Source organism: Sphingobacterium siyangense, assembly GCF_023277505.1.
Taxonomy (GTDB): domain Bacteria; phylum Bacteroidota; class Bacteroidia; order Sphingobacteriales; family Sphingobacteriaceae; genus Sphingobacterium; species Sphingobacterium siyangense.
The window spans coordinates 323,688-340,163 of sequence record NZ_CP080574.1; the positions used below are offsets into that span (position 1 = coordinate 323,688).

13 protein-coding genes are annotated in these 16,476 nt (G+C 38.9%); 11 read left to right on the plus strand and 2 right to left on the minus strand.

Features of this window, described 5'->3' with window-relative positions; all coding sequences use genetic code 11:
• Positions 1-6: 6 nt before the first annotated feature.
• Both K2F45_RS01375 and K2F45_RS01380 read right to left on the minus strand, forming a co-directional pair.
• Complete coding sequence (locus tag K2F45_RS01375) at positions 7-1,959, minus strand: fimbrillin family protein (protein WP_075990659.1); 1,953 nt, start codon at positions 1,957-1,959, stop codon at positions 7-9.
• 41 nt (positions 1,960-2,000) lie between these two features.
• Positions 2,001-2,168 carry a hypothetical protein gene (locus K2F45_RS01380; protein WP_153848297.1) on the minus strand — a complete coding sequence of 56 codons (168 nt, stop codon included), beginning with the start codon at positions 2,166-2,168 and terminating at the stop codon, positions 2,001-2,003.
• Between the two features lie 1,143 nt (positions 2,169-3,311).
• Between K2F45_RS01380 and K2F45_RS01385 the strand changes: the two genes are divergently transcribed.
• The 11 genes from K2F45_RS01385 (at position 3,312) to K2F45_RS27330 (ending at position 16,452) form a co-directional block, all read left to right on the plus strand.
• Positions 3,312-4,142 carry a helix-turn-helix domain-containing protein gene (locus tag K2F45_RS01385; RefSeq protein ID WP_248932891.1) on the plus strand — a complete coding sequence of 277 codons (831 nt, stop codon included), beginning with the start codon at positions 3,312-3,314 and terminating at the stop codon, positions 4,140-4,142.
• Positions 4,143-4,390: 248 nt separating this feature from the next.
• Positions 4,391-6,634, plus strand: coding sequence for an LruC domain-containing protein (locus K2F45_RS01390; protein ID WP_075990663.1), 2,244 nt, complete (start codon positions 4,391-4,393; stop codon positions 6,632-6,634).
• A gap of 19 nt (positions 6,635-6,653) precedes the next feature.
• Positions 6,654-7,118: a response regulator gene (locus K2F45_RS01395; protein ID WP_237241919.1), complete on the plus strand. Its 465-nt coding sequence runs from the start codon at positions 6,654-6,656 to the stop codon at positions 7,116-7,118.
• A complete protein-coding gene (locus K2F45_RS01400) occupies positions 7,118-8,314 on the plus strand; it encodes a sugar transferase (RefSeq protein ID WP_120335800.1) in 1,197 nt (398 codons plus the stop codon). The genes K2F45_RS01395 and K2F45_RS01400 overlap by 1 nt, the downstream gene beginning before the upstream one ends.
• Positions 8,315-8,334: 20 nt before the next feature.
• Positions 8,335-9,075, plus strand: coding sequence for a TolC family protein (locus K2F45_RS01405; RefSeq protein WP_075990665.1), 741 nt, complete (start codon positions 8,335-8,337; stop codon positions 9,073-9,075).
• 4 nt (positions 9,076-9,079) lie between these two features.
• On the plus strand, positions 9,080-11,236 hold the full coding sequence (locus K2F45_RS01410; protein WP_075990666.1) for a GumC domain-containing protein: 2,157 nt from the start codon (positions 9,080-9,082) through the stop codon (positions 11,234-11,236).
• A 6-nt stretch (positions 11,237-11,242) separates the two neighbouring features.
• Entirely contained in the window at positions 11,243-12,688 is a 1,446-nt protein-coding gene (locus K2F45_RS01415) for an O-antigen ligase family protein (protein ID WP_075990667.1), read from the plus strand.
• Entirely contained in the window at positions 12,669-13,583 is a 915-nt protein-coding gene (locus tag K2F45_RS01420; RefSeq protein ID WP_075990668.1) for a glycosyltransferase family 2 protein, read from the plus strand. The genes K2F45_RS01415 and K2F45_RS01420 overlap by 20 nt, the downstream gene beginning before the upstream one ends.
• Positions 13,583-14,764 carry a glycosyltransferase family 2 protein gene (locus tag K2F45_RS01425; RefSeq protein ID WP_075990669.1) on the plus strand — a complete coding sequence of 394 codons (1,182 nt, stop codon included), beginning with the start codon at positions 13,583-13,585 and terminating at the stop codon, positions 14,762-14,764. Before K2F45_RS01420 ends, K2F45_RS01425 begins: the two co-directional genes overlap by 1 nt.
• Positions 14,733-15,866, plus strand: coding sequence for a glycosyltransferase family 4 protein (locus K2F45_RS01430; RefSeq protein WP_075990670.1), 1,134 nt, complete (start codon positions 14,733-14,735; stop codon positions 15,864-15,866). Before K2F45_RS01425 ends, K2F45_RS01430 begins: the two co-directional genes overlap by 32 nt.
• A complete protein-coding gene (locus K2F45_RS27330) occupies positions 15,847-16,452 on the plus strand; it encodes an acyltransferase (RefSeq protein WP_276521439.1) in 606 nt (201 codons plus the stop codon). Before K2F45_RS01430 ends, K2F45_RS27330 begins: the two co-directional genes overlap by 20 nt.
• The last annotated feature ends 24 nt before the right edge of the window (positions 16,453-16,476 follow it).

The window sequence follows — 16,476 nt, forward strand, 5'->3', positions numbered from 1 at the left end:
AATTTTTTAGTTTGAACGCACGCAACGAACGTTTTTAAATGATGTACTTAATACGTTTGCACCTAATGCGCTAACTCCATTCAAAAGTTGACCGGTATTGTTTGCCATATGGAACCTAGTACCTAACGATAGAGGAATTAAAGTTAGACCACGACCAGCGTTACCATAATAACCCCATGTACCTGCGCCAACTAAGCCAACAATATTAGCTCCTTGTTCATTTGTCCAAAGCGTTGTTGCTCTGCCGTAACTATCCAACAACGGAATATTTAAATTTACAACTTGGAAGTTTGCAATATCTACGCTGAGATCATTCAAGCCAATATTTGCTAAACCACCATTTCCAAGTAGTGGCAAGATATTTACGTTTGAAATTTCACCATTATAGTAAAAGCGAAGTCTGTTTGATGCACTGTTTACATCACCAAAAGCATTCGAACCTGAAGTAGGAGCACCGTTTGCACCAGAAGCTAATGTATATTGACCATAATTAAATGGACTGGAAGGAGCTAATGATGAATTAGGAGCTGCTGTATTTACTAGCAAAGATGTTGCATTGCCCAAGAGATTAGTTATTATGTTTAAAAGCCCTGTAGTACCCGTTGCATCAACTACTTGGCCCAAGCCACCTAACGCTCCAGTAAGTTGATTTACTTCGATATCTCCTCGAACCATGTTAGCAAAGTCTGCCTTAGCAGGTTGTTTCCAAAGGCCTGCTGGATATACCAAAGCACATGGATCGCCATTATTCGTTGTTGTAGTCGCAAATTGTCCAGGAACAATACTTCCGAAAGCAAAATAGCCATTTGCTCTAGCGGTCAGCTGATTGTTTGCATAGAATGCGTAATTGCGGCCATTTCCAATGTTGCCTCTGTAAAACAGATTCGAGCGTCCCCATTTGACTGTACGGCCACCATAGTTGGTAATTAATGGCGATTCCACAACGTTTAGCAACAAGTGATGGCTATTGCCCAATTGTGGTGTTACAGAAAATCCAAAGTTAGATGCGGTTGTAAAATAGGTACGCGCTAGGCTACCGTCTACGTGGCTAATATTTAAGTTTTGAACTTGAACATTAATGGCGCTCTGAGCTGCAGTAGATGCGGTATAAACATAGGCAATTTTTGCATCATTGAAGGCAGGATCAATATTTGTAAAGTTGGCATACGTTAAAGTTGGTGTAAAACTAGCTCCTGCAGTAACAGTTCCACCCAGCAATGCGATACTACCTGTTGCTAAATTTAAACCCGTTACGTTCACTGTAGGATTGCCTGTGATATTACCAAAAACGCCTTTGGTATTCAATTCAATTCCTATGCGTGAAAACTTGTGGCTGAATTGGATACTGATGTTTGAATTGGTTGCCAGGTTGACAGTTCCACTAGCATAAAGGACATCTTTATTTTGCGCAAGAGCAATTGATCCATTTGTTGGTGTAAGTGCAGGTTGATTAGCATCTGAAGTATTGTAAGATAGTGCTACCCATGTATAGGTAGTCGCTGGATTAAGCCCTTCAATGGTACCTGCTGTTCCTGCTACCAACTCCTTGGAGGTAACTAATGTTGTTCCTGAGTAGATATAAACGACGTACTTTGTGCCTGCTACCATATTTTCAGTGACCCCAGGAACGGCATCAGCAGCTAAGCCACCGCCGCGTTTTACGCCTATCGCATCACTAGTAATAGTTGGTAAATTATTGTCAGTAGAAACAACCATGTCTACGTCCGAGAATGAATGTACTTTGCTGGTTGTTGCACTCGATTTTGTCGAGCCGACTTTCACTGCGTCACCAGTATCGCTCGTCTTAATGCCGCCTACGGCGAAAGTAAGTACATTGCTTTTGTTTTCGACATTTTCAGTCTTGTTGTCCTTGGAACAACTTGTGATTAATGTCCCGGGGATTGCTAGCATTGCCATCGCAACAACCCAGTTTGCTCTTTTAGTCAGATTAAATCTCATTTTAGTGCTTTTTCGTGTTGTTAGTAATTTGATGATAATGCTTAAGCGCCTTCGCCGGTAGTAGTACCGTCTGGACCTGCTCCCCAACCGTCGGTTTGTGGTGTTACACCTGGTTGTGCCTGAGAACCTGCAGCAATTCCTTGCTCAAGCTCTACAACGTGCTCCTTGATGGACGGAGCTACGTACATTTTTTTTGCGTTCTTATTCATGATAATATTATTTGGATAATCCATGCTGTTAACAACATGGGGTTTAAATTTAATGGACAATTTAACCCTCGTTTATTTGATAGGAATACTTAAGCATATAACGGCATGCCTTTGCGTATAGGCAATATATTGCTGTTATCACTTAGGTGCTCCTAAATTTTTTGTCTGTTTGTTGATTCCTAATTTAATTGTTAATACTTATTTTGCTATCGGCTAGTTATACTTTTCCCGAATTGAATTGTAATATTACGACTTAATATCAACTTGTGCAAAAATAAATTGTAAACTTTTTTCTTTGTGTTATTAAATTCGAGATAAAACAACTTTCTTCATTGTTATAATCATATATGGATTTCCGGTAAATCGCCGTTTTAGGGCATTTTTTATCTAAAAAAACCGGATACAGTTAGCTTTCTTCTTGCCAACTTTCGAATAAACAAATCATAATTTATTTTGTTTAGCGTTTTTTAAAAATATTTTTTTGGCTATTTATTATTCTATAATTAATATGTTTAAACAGATTGTTTTTTATGGTCTATAATTGTAATTATACAAATTTATTTGGAAATATATTTCTTAAAGAGATACGTTTAGTGTTAAATAATTATTTCCTTATAGTCATTAAGTGTCCTCTTTTTATATTTTTTGATTTGTAAAATTTATTGAAATTCAATATTAATATTGCTTTATTATTTCTAAATGATATATAATATCTCTATTTATAAATTAAACATTCTGTTTGTTGATTAGTTGTATTGTTTCATTTTAAGAAAATTGTGGATGCAACTAATCTCTTTTATAATTTTATTTTTTTGTTAATAAGTGTTAAAAAACACGCTTCATAGCTTTTAAGTATAGTTCGCCAAATTGTATTTGTTTAAACTAAATTATGTTTTGGTTGTGAAATTTGCTGTCTATTTGTATAGGTTGAGTAGCTATTTCTCTAATATTTGTTTTGCCAACCTATTTGTATGCTATTTCATTTAGTGTCTCCAGGTTTTCCTGATGCGCTCTGAAAAAGCATATTGCAAACGCATGGTTTCTTTGGAAATGAATTTTTTGTGTTTGGCTTTTATTTCCTAAATTGCCCGTATTTCAGTAATATGAAATGCTTGTCGAGCCTTATATGCATTAGATAAAAATATGGAATTTGGAGTTCATCGGGTCATTGGTGTAGCGCAGGAGCCTTCCGAAATTACGGATGCAACAGCAAAAGAAAATTATGTTGTTCTTTTTGTTTCAAAGGGTGGCTGTAGCGTGGAGATCAATAATCAGATTACAGAAATTGAAGAATTCTGTTTGGTGTTAATTCCAAGAGGTATTAAAATTGAAGCCAACCCAGATGAACAGCGATCGTTTCTTATTATTTATTTTTCGGAAAGTTTTTTTGCGCGTACGGAGATAGATACCGCTTTTCTGCATAACTTTAAGTCATTCAATAAAAACGAATATACCTACCGTGTATTGCGTGTTCCTGAAGAATACGCAAGCTATTACGAATTTGTAAGCATGCAACTTAAGCTTTCTAAGCAGAATTATAATCTGGCGATTTATCGCGATTTAGCGCATAATATCGTTAAACAGATTGTACTCCTTGCTGCAATTTCTGCTGAGGATAGGCCGTCAAATGGATTAGTGTGCCATGGTGCTGATGCAAAGCTGATAACACTTTTTCAGGAACTGATCAAAAAACATGTAAGAGAAGAAAAACAGGTTGCCTTCTATGCCGAACAACTCCATATCGGAAATAAAAAATTAACCAACTTAACGAAAGAAATTTTGGGAGCAACGCCAAAAGAACTTATCATTAAAGAATTGCTACGTGTTAGTAAGAAACTTATCGTTGAATCGTCGATGAGCATCAAACAGATTGCATGGGAACTTGGTTATGCAGATGTCAATAACTTCAGTACTTTTTTCTTGAAAGAAACCACCTTGACGCCGACCGAGTACCGAAAGAGGTGGCAGAAATAACCCTTATAGTTAAATATCTTTTTGTTAGTTATAAACTCTCAATTGTAGTTTGCGATGCTCCGTTGTAGTTGAAGCGCTACAAGATTTGTGATTTATACTGTAGTTGTGTATTTTATCCAATTGTCAGCTGAATTAGTTATATCTTTGCTTTAAACAGTTCGGCCTTAATATTATTCGCAAAGCCAAGTATTAAAGTCTTGTGACATCTATGATGGGGCTGTTTGGTATTGATCTATTATTATTTAATTATGTATAACAGAAAAAGCTTAAATCTCTTCTTGGTGGGTCTCGCAGGGATTACGCTCTTCGGGGCAAGTTGTTCAAAAGTAAAAGATTTGTACAACGAAACCGAAAAAGGATCTGATTCGTCCACCCTACTTCCTGGGGGAGGCAATATTTCAGCCGATTTTATGTGGAATTCAACGCGCTCTGTAGATGTGCGTGTTGCTGTAGACGATCAATTTAGCAGTAAATACTTTTATCGGATTGAGATTTTTGATAATGATCCGACTTTAGCTAGTGGAGCAAATCTGCTGGCTGCAGGGCAGGCGAAATCGGGTCAGGATTTTGTTGGTAAGCTGATGATTCCGACAATTGCAAAATATATCTACTTAAGAGAGACTTCTCCGCTAGGTGTTGCAGCAGTCAGCATGATCGAAGTTGGACAACAGAATACAATCTCTGTCGACGGTACAAAAGTGGGATCAAGCAGCAAAGCGAGCGTTTTGCGTGCTGCAACCACAACAAGTGCATTGGCTAGTAGCGGTTTAAAAGCGGCTACGGTTGAAGCGACACCAGTAGTCGTTCCTTCGGATGCAATCGCGCTATCGGGAAACTCGATAATTTCGGTCGAGTCCAATAAATCCTATGTCGTCAAGTCTGGAGTTACCTTTACAGGTAAGATCGATGCCAACAACGGTACAAGTAATGTGAAGATTTACATTCAGGGATCTTGGAAAAATACAAGCTTTGAGCTAAACCTTGGAAGCAATAATGGATTGTATATTACACAGGCGGGTTCCATTGACCTCGTGAATGTAACGCAGAATACAGTTGGAGGTTTTGTTAATTATGGATCGGCTTCGCTTTCCAAAATGGAAACGAAAAATAATACATTGTACGTCAACTATGGTACACTTACAGCTGATAAAGCAGATATCACCAATGGTAACTTTACTAACTATGGTGTGGCGACAATCCAAAATCTGAGCAGTACAACAAATGGTACAGTCGTACGCAATGAGGGCACACTTACTGTGCAAAATGCGACTTTGACAAATGCAACTTTGGAAGCTGTTTGTCATACGGTAATCAATTCATTGACCACCAATGGAGCAACAATTTCGGTGGCGCAAGGAGCTTTATTAAGCTTAGATAAGTTAGATGCTGGTGGTACAAAAATTAATTTGGCAGCGTCATCAATTCTAGATGTCAAGACCCTGGCCAAATTTAACAGCCAGTCGAGCACCATGACTGGCCCAACTTCAGGTCAGGCATTGGCTCGTCTCAAAAAAGTTGATGTAAACAACCAGTGGATGGCAATCACGTACGGTGGTAACCTAGAGGTAGCCTGCTCAGATCATACAGCGAATGCCCAATGGAGCACCTATTATGTGATTAATAGTCCAGCGAAATTGGTTCCTTACGATAAATCAACTGTGGTGATTGCTGGGACATCCTGTAATGCTGGTGGTAACAATGCGTCCGGTGGCAATCCAACAGACCAAACCATAACCGAAGTTAATTTGGGTACATATTCTTACATCTTCGAAGATAAGTGGCCGGCTAAAGGTGACTATGACATGAATGACTGTGTGCTGGATATGAACATCACCAAATTCCAAAATACAGCGAATAAAGTGACTAAAGTGGCCTTGAAAGCAAAATTAAGGTCAATAGGTGCTTCGATCCGTTTTTCTACAGCAGTACAGCTTGATGGTATCGCAACAGGGAATGTCAAAAATGTAACGTATTCACGCAAAGATTTGGTAGGTACAGCCTTGCCTCTTGGCGCAAATGGTACGGAATCTGGACAAACGTATGCAGTGCTTCCATTATGGGATGATGCTCATAAAGCTTTTGGCGTGTCGGATACACGTTTTATATCGACTCAAACTGGCCAATATGCACCAGTGGAGGTACTTGTAACTGTTGAGTTCAATACACCGATAGATAACTTTACTTATGGCACATTAAATGCCTTTATTGTCAACTTCAACCAAAACCTTGCTGGCCGAAATGAAGTGCACTTGGTTGGTTATAAAGCGACCGATAAAATCAATAAAAGTTTGGTGTTGAAGGAAACAGGCAACCTGCTGTCAACTACGGATCCATTTAAGACAAAAGCGAATGAGCCCTTTGGTTTATTAGTTCCAGTTTCTTTTGTATATCCATCCGAAGGACAGGCGATTACCACTGCTTACCCGCTCTTTGAATCTTGGGCGACAAGCGGAGGTAGCCAAAATACAGATTGGTATTTACATAAGAAATAATTGAGATAGCAACATCTCCATGTACCAAAGGAGTCCAACAGAAAGGAGTGCTTTGGTACATGGAGATCGCTTAAATAACGCAATCCATACGCCTAAACCATTATATTCTAAAGACGTGATGAAAAAAAAGATTCTAATAATTGATGACAAACCAGCAATTGGCCAGTTGATTACACTTTATTTAAGTGCAGATTATGACTTTCGTTTCTTTAGCAATGCGATGGACGCCTATAATTGGCTGAAGGAAGGTAATAGCGTTGATTTAATTTTATCGGATTACACCATGCCAGAGATGAATGGATACGATTTGCTCATTATGATTAAGCAAAACGAGTTTCTAAAGAATATTCCGGTTATCTTTTTGTCTGGTGAGGATAATTCCAATACACGTATAAGTTTACTCGAAGCTGGCGCAGATGATTTTATCTTAAAACCATTTAATCCCCTTGAATTAAAACTACGGATTAAAAAAGCATTAAAATAATGCCTCAATATAGCGATTATATATACTTTGGTGATAATCTCGAAACTTTTGATTATTTTCATCAACAAGTCCAAGACATCTTGGGTGTTGACTTGAAGTTTTTTGATTCTTTCGAAGCCATGGATATGTATTTCCAAGAACAAGAAGGACAGTTTTTTTCTGTGGTATTCTACGAGAAAAGCAAAAGCCTAAGTAAAGATTTATCACAGTTGAAAAAGCTTGTCCAACATGGAAAAGATACATTACTGATCTTGATTGGGAATGATCTTTCGCGTTTTGAGAAACAATCTTATTTTGAGGCTGGTATCACAAATACCATTAGTCCGCGTGCGCATGCGGATGTTTTTGAATCGATTAGAAAATACATCAGGCTATATTTTGAGGCGACAACGCAGACTGAAAAATTTGAAACAGCAAACACATCTTTTCCTCAAATAGGAATTCCGCTGGGAAAAAGATTGTTTGATATTGCAGTTTCTTCGATTTTAATCCTCTTACTTTCCCCCATACTGGCAATTGTTTATATTGCCATCAAATTGGAAAGTAAAGGTTCGGCAGTGTATAAGTCGAAACGGATAGGATCTGGCTATTATATGTTTGATTTTTATAAATTCAGATCGATGTACCCGGATGCTGACAAGCGTTTAAAAGAGTATATGGCGCTTAACCAGTATGCAGATGCAGCATTAAGTGTTAATCATCGTGCTATGACCGCTATGATAAGCGATACCGATGCACAACTTTTTACAACAGATGAGCTACGTGATGTGCTTATTGATGATGAAAGTGTTGTAAAAAGTTCTGAAAGCGGCGGAAGGCAAAAAAAAGCAGCTTTCTTTAAACTTGAGAAAGATCCACGTGTGACCAAGGTGGGGCGTATTCTCCGAAAATATAGCATTGACGAACTGCCCCAGTTGTTTAATGTGCTCAAAGGCGATATGTCTATTGTAGGAAATAGACCGTTACCACTTTATGAGGCCGAGATGCTGACGACAGACGACAGCGTCGAGCGGTTTATGGCACCGGCAGGTATAACCGGCCTTTGGCAGGTAGAAAAACGGGGCGATAATGGAAGTATGTCCGATCAGGAAAGAATAAAACTGGATATTGACTATGCACAGCATTATTCGGTCTGGATGGATTTGAAGATATTATATAAAACGTTTTCCGCATTCATCCAAAAGGCGGATGTTTAATAACATAAATATTTATTTCGATGAACTTATTGCTTAAAAGGGCTTTTTTGCTTTTATATTTAGTAACAGTAGGTCTATTGCTAAAAGCACAATCTGTAATGGATCCAACGGATATGGTTGATTTTACAAAGCTGAAATTGCCGCCCTTGGAAACCCTCTATCAAAATGCCAAACAAAGTCCCGGAGTGGAAATGTATGAGGCAAAAATGGAGGCTCAGGCTAATCAGTTGATAACCGAAAAGAGAAGCTGGTTAAAATATTTCAGGGTTGGTGGATCTTGGCAGTATGGCAATATCGCGATCAATTCTGCGTTCACGAATGAATATACTCCTCTTTTCTATCAATCTTCCGGCGTAACCCAAAGTTCCTACTATGGAACTGCCGGAGTGAATATTCCTTTGGATGATCTTTTCGATCGAGGCAATAAAATCAAACGTCAGAAGATGGAACAACGGTTTACACAGCTGGAATTGGACAAGTGGCTCGATGAGCAACGGATCCGTATCGTCAACTCCTATACGAAAGTAAAAACAGCTCTTTCTACACTCAAGAAAAAAATAGAAGATTACAATATCGCCTTAGCGAATTACAAAATGACTGAAAATGAGTTTAAGTCGGGCAATGCAAATATTAGCGATCTTAATACAGCAAAGAAGTTGGAGACAGAGGCTTATGAAATTCTGAAAACCAACGAATCTATTATTACCAATGAAATCCTTACCTTAGAGATCCTGAGTAAGACAAAAATTATAAGCCAATAGCATCATGAATATTTTCCATTATATCTTTCGGGCCATTTTCAGAATTAAGTGGTGGCTATTGATTTTGCCGCTAGGTTTTGCTTTGTTGGCGATCTATCTGACACGTCAAATGGACCGGCAATATAAAACCGATATTACGATCTATACAGGTGTTATTTCAAGTTATGGAAGTGATCCGGGCGAATCCAATGCTTCGCAAGACTGGAACGTATTAAACAATTCGATTCAGAATATTATCAATACCATCAACTCGAAAGAAACGATCAAAAGGCTTTCCATGCAGCTTTATGCACGTCTTATGATTCACGGTGATCCCACGAAAGATAATGTATATATTACCGCAAAACATTACAAGGAGCTTGTGGCAATTACACCGAAAGATGTACAAAAGTTGATTGATAAGCATTCGGAAGAGAATACGGTAAAAAATCTGGAAAAATATGAGAAAGCGGATCGTAATAATTTTGTCTACGGTCTTTTTAACTGGAACCACCCTTATTTCAGCTATAATGCTCTCCGCGAAAACATTAAAATCAATAGGGTAGACAATAGCGATATTTTACAGATCAACTATCAGGCAAACGATCCAGGTGTTGCTTTTCAGACATTGGATATTTTGAGTAAAGTTTTCGCGATCGAATATACCAATTTGCAATTTGGTAGTACCAACAACGTCATCCGGTATTTTGAGGCTGAGCTTGAACGTATAGGTCGAGAACTTCGCGGACAGGAAGATTCCCTGACTATGTATAACGTTGAAAACCGGGTGATTAATTATGACAAACAGACAGAGGCGATTGCGTTATTGGATAAAGAGTATGAACTAAGGCACCAGGATGTGCTATTTGTGTATAACAGTGCGCAAGCAGCTATAAAACAACTGGAGTCGGGAATGGATGCCAATATGCGTGCGATTAAAAATAATACAGAGTTTTTGGCACGCATGAACCAAATTGCAGATATCAACTATAATATTTCAAAAATCAAAACGTTGAGCGTGGATTCCCTAAAGCAAAAGCAGGGCGGAGCAGATCTCGACGTACTGTCGCATGAGCTGGATCAAAAGGAAAAGGGATTCCGTTCATTTATGGATCAATATACAGCGGAAAAATATACCAAAAATGGCTATCCAAATGCAAATTATGTAAAGCAATGGGTAGAAGAACTGTTACGTTTTAAGCGTTCGGAGGCAGAACTTAATGTCGCCCGTGATTTTAAACAGGAACTGGATCACAAATACACACAATATTCACCTATCGGCTCGGTGTTAAAGCGTAAGGAACGCGGCATATCTTTTACAGAACAATCTTATCTGTCTATCTTGTCTAGTCTAAATGCGGCCCGCTTACGATTGAAGAGTCTGGAGATGAATTCAGCTACGCTAAAAGTGATCAACCCGGCAAGCTTTCCGCTAAACGCTCTTCCGCATAGTAGAAAACTGATCGTATTTGCTGTCTTCTTTGGAACAATTGCATTTATACTCGGAATATTGCTTATTATTGAACTTTTTGACCGTACGCTAAGGGATAAAACGCGAACCGAACGGATTACAAAGGGAAAAGTAATTGCGGCATTGCCCAAACTTGGTAAAACCGGTGCCAAACAGACTAAAATCGAAGAAAGAGCAATACATGTTTTGGCCAATAGATTATATGGTTTTTACAATAACTCGAATCCTATAAATTTTATCAATATCGTCAAGTTTTCTTCTACACTAGATTTAGGCTCACTGACAGACATATTAACAGCCTACTGGCAGGGATTGGGTATTAATGTACTGGCCTATAAAGAAGGAACTGATTTTAGTGCAGAATCGAGGGAATATTTAGTGGATGGTGCCTGGGCTGAAAAACTCGGTAATTATGATATTTCATTAGTCAAGCATGGCTCTATGGCATTACGCCCTATTCCTTCTCTATTTTTAGAGCGGGGGATGGCAACGTTATTGGTATTAAGGGCTGACTCGGTATGGAAAACAGAAGATGAGTTGATGTTTGCAGATCTATTGCAACGTTCGGCCGGTAAACCAATTGTTATCTGTTTAATGAATGCTGAAAAATATGTTGTGGAAGAGTTTACAGGAATGTTGCCTCCGTTTACCTTTTTGAGACGCCTGGAATATCAATTGGGTAATTTTGGTCTGACATCGCTGGGAAAATAGTGGGCTATGATGCAGTATGATCATACAAAATCGATGATAACCAGTCGGCATTTGCTCCTGCTTTTCCTCATACTCGGGGGATTGGCAGGAACTTGCATTTTTATTTTTGCAGGTGTGTCATCGGCTTTGGTGTTCTATATGTTGCCCGTATTTCTATTGGTTATTATTGTCCTGCTGTCTTCGCCAATAAGTTGTTTCTTTTTATTGTATAGTGTATCCTACCTGGTGATGGGTTTTGGACGCTATATCACATTTCCGCTCCCGGTAGGCGTCATACTCGATCTTTTGATCTTATTTAATTTTCTCTCGCTAGCTTTACATTTTATTCGGGGAAATCCTTTAGGCAAGGTTTACTTTAATTCTTTTCTCCTGATCTCCATCCTTTGGATGCTTTATTGCATGCTGGAGATTATAAATCCAATGTCCAGTTTTGCGAACTGGATCACGACAGTCCGTAGCATTGGAATGCATATTGTCTTATTTCAATTATTGGTTTTTATTAGTCTGGATAACATTCCCAAATTGCGCTTATTTTTTAAAGTTTGGGGTATACTTGTTCTGTTGGGAGCTTTAAAGGCGATAGGCCAAAAGTATATCGGTTTAGACCGATTCGAGACTGCTTGGCTATATACATTCGGCGCTCATACGCATGTTATTTATAGTGGGATCCGTTACTTTTCATTTTTCAGTGATGCAGCAAACTTTGGCTGCCATATGGGTTTGGCTGTGGTTGTTTTTACGATCTTAGCTATTTATGAGAAGCAGGCAAAAAGACGTTTTCTTTATATTGTTGTTGTCGCTTTTGCGGCTTACGGGCTAATGATATCCGGGACAAGGGCCGCCATTGCCGTTCCTTTTGCAGGCTTTGCTTTCTTCATTATCCTTGTAAAGGAGTGGAAGTGGGTAATCTTTGGTCTTTCTTTATTAATAATGGCTTTTGCTTTCTTTAATTTAACGACCATTGGCAATAGCAGTTCCGATATTCGTCGTATGCGGACGGCTTTCTCTTTTTCAAAGGATGCTTCTTTTAATGTTCGCTTGGAGAATCAGAAAAAAATGCGAACCTTTATGGGCGACCATCCTTTTGGTATAGGATTGGGCGGGTCTAAACATGCGAATGAAGGAGATGCAATACATGGTATCGCAACAGATTCTTCCTTCGTTTTTATATGGGTAGAAACGGGAATTTTCGGTCTTATATGCTATATTATTTTATGCCTCACGATATTGGGATATGGCACATACTACGTGCTATTTCGACTAAAAGATAGGCGGGTCAAATCTATTGCAATGGCTTCTACAGCCGGACTTGCAGGAATTATGGTCGCGGGGTATGCGAATGAAGTACTCCATCAAATGCCTACCGGGCAGACCGTATACATTCTAATGGGGGTTATCATGCTTTCGCCTTATTTGGACAAAAAACTGAGCGATGGAAGCGAAACCCTATAAAATATCGTTCATAACGGTCAATTATAACGGATTGGCTGATACCATTTCCTTATTGGAAAGTATTCGGAATGCGAGACTATCTTTTGCATATGAGGTTATTGTCATCGATAATGGTTCGTTAAAAGATGAATATAGTCTGATGAAACATCTATTTCCTGATATCAAAGGCTATTATAATAGAATGAACCTTGGATTTGCAGGTGGAAATAACTTGGGGCTGGAAATAGCTACTGGCGAATTTATTTATTTCTTAAATAATGATACGCTTCTTCCAAACGACGCCGATAACGAGATTTTGGCTATGTTGGAAGTGTTTGCGCTCGATTCACGAGTAGGTGGAATTTCACCTAAAATAATGTATTATCACCCAAACGGAATGATCCAATTTGCGGGCTGCACACCGCTTACATCAATTACCCTTCGAAATAAGCAGATCGGTTATCGGGAACAGGACAGAGGACAATATAATAACTGTGCTGAGATTCCATATTTACATGGTGCAGCTATGGTGGTACCCAACAGAATTATCAGAGAAATTGGTGTAATGTCGGAGCTATTCTTTCTGTATTACGAGGAGCTGGATTGGAGCTGTCGGATTAATAAAAAATATAAGTTAGTATATTTTGCAGGTGCTCATATCTTTCATAAAGAAAGTGCTTCGACAGGTCAGGATTCTCCATTAAAAACATTTTATCTCACACGTAACCGCTTGTTGTTTGCTTATCGAAATAGGTCTGGAATAAACCGGATTTTGGCTGTTTTTTATCTTATTTGGATAGCGAATAGCATAAGATTAATTAAATTTGTTTTTTGGGGTAAGTGGAGGCATGTTGGTGCAGTATGTTCAGGTACATGGTCTGGGATTAAATTATTTTCTAAAAAGAATTTGAGCTGATGGGAACGGTTTTGTTTATTATTGAAACATTAATTTTTATTCCTTTCCTGGTCTGGATCATGTATTTCTTTGTATTTGCAGTCGGCTTTCGCATTCCCAAGAAATTAGTCTTTGAACGATCGGATATTCAACATCGATTTCTTATCCTATTTCCAGCATATAAGGAGGATGCAGTAATTGTTGATAGCATACGCTCTTTTTTAGAACAAGACTATCCAAAAGAGCTTTTTGAAATTGTCGTTGTTTCTGATAGTATGACGAGAGAGACAAACCGGGAACTTGAAAATTTAGGCGTTCGAATACTTATTCCTACGTATGAAAAAAGATCCAAAGCCGCGGCTCTAAATCTGGCAATGAACGTTATCAAAGAAGGAGATTTTGATGGCGTGGTTATATTGGATGCTGATAATTTAGTTTCTCCAAATTATCTAGCACTTGTCAACGATTGCTTTGCATCTGGCGCGGTTGCCATCCAAACACATCGCATTGCAAAAAACAGCAATACCGATACTGCATACCTCGATGGGATCAGTGAGGAAATAAATAATTCAATTTTTAGGCAGGGGCATGTGAACTTGGGATTACCTGCCGCATTGACGGGCTCGGGCATGTTGTTTGAAATTAAGTGGTTTAAAAATACGATGGCTAAAATAAGCTCCATGGGAGAGGATAAAGAGCTGGAGTATTATTTGCTCTTGGATAAGATTTTCACGGTTTATCTGGAGGATGTGTATGTACTAGATGAGAAAGTACAGAACCGTCGCGATCTGTCCAATCAGCGAAAAAGATGGATTGCTGCTCAAATTGACACTTTTTTGAATACTTTAAAGCGATTTCAAACAATAATTCGTACCCGCAACTGGCCTATGCTCGACAAACTGATCCAATGGTCGATTCCACCCCGGATAATTTTGCTCGGAATGGTTCCTATTTTGGGCTGTATCGTCTATTTGGTGGCGCCAGCATTGGCCTATAAATGGCTTATACTCTATGGCTTGTTTATCATGTCACTTGCTTTGGCTATACCAAATAAATTTTATACGCGCAGGACTCTGCTCTGCTTTTTAAAATTACCATTTATTTTTATGGCAATCTTACGTAGCTTTATGGGAATCAAATCGGGACGTAATACTTTTGTGCATACACCGCATGGCGAAAAAAAAGAAGACTATAATCATTGAGGCACAACGAATCTTTCGCCTTAATAAACACGGAATGGATTTTGTGGCTTTGGAAGTAATCCGTGCGCTTCAAAAGTTGGATACCTTTAACCGGTATATTATTGCTGTCGGACCGGGAGAGGACCGCTGTTTGGAAGGTTCAGCAAATTTTGAGATTAAAGTTTTGGAAAGCTCCAATTATTTTATTTGGGAGCAACTTCTCTTACCTAAACTTATTAAAACCAGTAATGCGGATATCCTGCACTGTACCTCCAATACTGCCCCATTGGGGTTATCGATTCCACTGGTACTTACGTTGCACGATATCATCTTTATGGAGAAAAAGATTGGTAGCAATTCGTCCATGTACCAAAATTTGGGACGTATCTATAGGCGTTGGGTCGTGCCGCGTGTATTGAAAAAGGTTCATACCGTGATCACTGTCTCTAACTTTGAAAAAAGAAATATTGAAGTGGCCTTTCCACATTTACATAAAAAAATTATCACGGTCTATAATGGTGTAAGTTCAAGATTTAAATCGATGGATATACCTTCAGAAAGCACATTTTTAAAGCTCGAGAAGGGGGCTTTTTGGCTTCTTTTAGGTAATACCGATCCCAAAAAAAACCTGAGGAATACCTTGATGGCTTATGCTTTTTATTTGGAGAGAAGTACCCACAAGAAAAGGTTGCTCCTTGCCGATTTAGATCATGCATATTTGGAAAAACTATTAAAAGAACTCGATCTGTTGGCGATAAAAGATTTTATTGCAGTCGAAGAATATATAGCTCATGACAAATTGGTTGAGGTTTACAATGATGCTTTTGCTTTTTTGTATCCTTCTGTCCGGGAAAGTTTTGGACTTCCCTTGCTTGAAGCTATGGCTTGTGGCACACCTGTAGTTACTTCCAATACATCTGCTATTCCTGAGGTAGCAGAGGATAATGTGGTATATACAGACCCGATGGATATAGAATCCATTGCAGCAGGCATGTTGAAATTGGAAGATGAACCACAGTTATATAGCTCGCTTGTTAGTAAAGGTTTGGCGCGAAGCGAAGCTTTCAGTTGGGAACATACAGGAAAACATACATTAGCAATATATGAAAGCGTACATTCATAATCATCCTAAATTTAAGCGCTTACTGCACTGGTTTATCATGAGTCCTGTGCGTACACGGCCGCGCTGGTATGTTCGTATGCTGCAGTTTTTTTATGTTAAACGGGGGGCTGGCTCAGTAATTTATCGTAGTGTACGCCGTGATCTGGTTCCTTTCCGTAAGTGTGCTATAGGACCCCGATCCGTCGTCGAGTCATTTGCTGTATTGAATAACGCTGTCGGCGATTTATTTATCGGTAACAATAGCCGAATAGGAATTTCGAATACGATCATTGGGCCAGTGACGATTGGGAATAAAGTGAATATCGGTCAGAATGTACTTATTTCAGGATTAAACCACGGGTATGAAGATGTGACCAAAGCTATTGCAGACCAAGGAGTCAGCACCGCTCCAGTGACGATTGCTGACGATGTCTGGATCGGTGGAAATGTGGTTATTCTAGCAGGTATTAGCATAGGTGAACATGCTGTAATAGGTGCGGGCTCCGTGGTTACAAAAGATGTTCCGCCATATAGTGTTGTCGTTGGAAATCCAGCCAAAATTGTGAAGAAGTACGATTTTAATCTTAATGCCTGGATCAGACCATGAATGAAAGACCGTTGATTAGCATTA

Bases quoted from the DNA above. Each gene is read 5' to 3' on its own strand.
- K2F45_RS01375 (WP_075990659.1), bottom strand. From the start codon at position 1,959: ATGAGATTTAATCTGACTAAAAGAGCAAACTGGGTTGTTGCGATGGCA.
- K2F45_RS01380 (WP_153848297.1), bottom strand. From the start codon at position 2,168: ATGAATAAGAACGCAAAAAAAATGTACGTAGCTCCGTCCATCAAGGAG.
- K2F45_RS01385 (WP_248932891.1), top strand. From the start codon at position 3,312: ATGGAATTTGGAGTTCATCGGGTCATTGGTGTAGCGCAGGAGCCTTCC.
- K2F45_RS01390 (WP_075990663.1), top strand. From the start codon at position 4,391: ATGTATAACAGAAAAAGCTTAAATCTCTTCTTGGTGGGTCTCGCAGGG.
- K2F45_RS01395 (WP_237241919.1), top strand. From the start codon at position 6,654: ATGTACCAAAGGAGTCCAACAGAAAGGAGTGCTTTGGTACATGGAGAT.
- K2F45_RS01400 (WP_120335800.1), top strand. From the start codon at position 7,118: ATGCCTCAATATAGCGATTATATATACTTTGGTGATAATCTCGAAACT.
- K2F45_RS01405 (WP_075990665.1), top strand. From the start codon at position 8,335: ATGAACTTATTGCTTAAAAGGGCTTTTTTGCTTTTATATTTAGTAACA.
- K2F45_RS01410 (WP_075990666.1), top strand. From the start codon at position 9,080: ATGAATATTTTCCATTATATCTTTCGGGCCATTTTCAGAATTAAGTGG.
- K2F45_RS01415 (WP_075990667.1), top strand. From the start codon at position 11,243: ATGATGCAGTATGATCATACAAAATCGATGATAACCAGTCGGCATTTG.
- K2F45_RS01420 (WP_075990668.1), top strand. From the start codon at position 12,669: ATGGAAGCGAAACCCTATAAAATATCGTTCATAACGGTCAATTATAAC.
- K2F45_RS01425 (WP_075990669.1), top strand. From the start codon at position 13,583: ATGGGAACGGTTTTGTTTATTATTGAAACATTAATTTTTATTCCTTTC.
- K2F45_RS01430 (WP_075990670.1), top strand. From the start codon at position 14,733: ATGGCGAAAAAAAAGAAGACTATAATCATTGAGGCACAACGAATCTTT.
- K2F45_RS27330 (WP_276521439.1), top strand. From the start codon at position 15,847: ATGAAAGCGTACATTCATAATCATCCTAAATTTAAGCGCTTACTGCAC.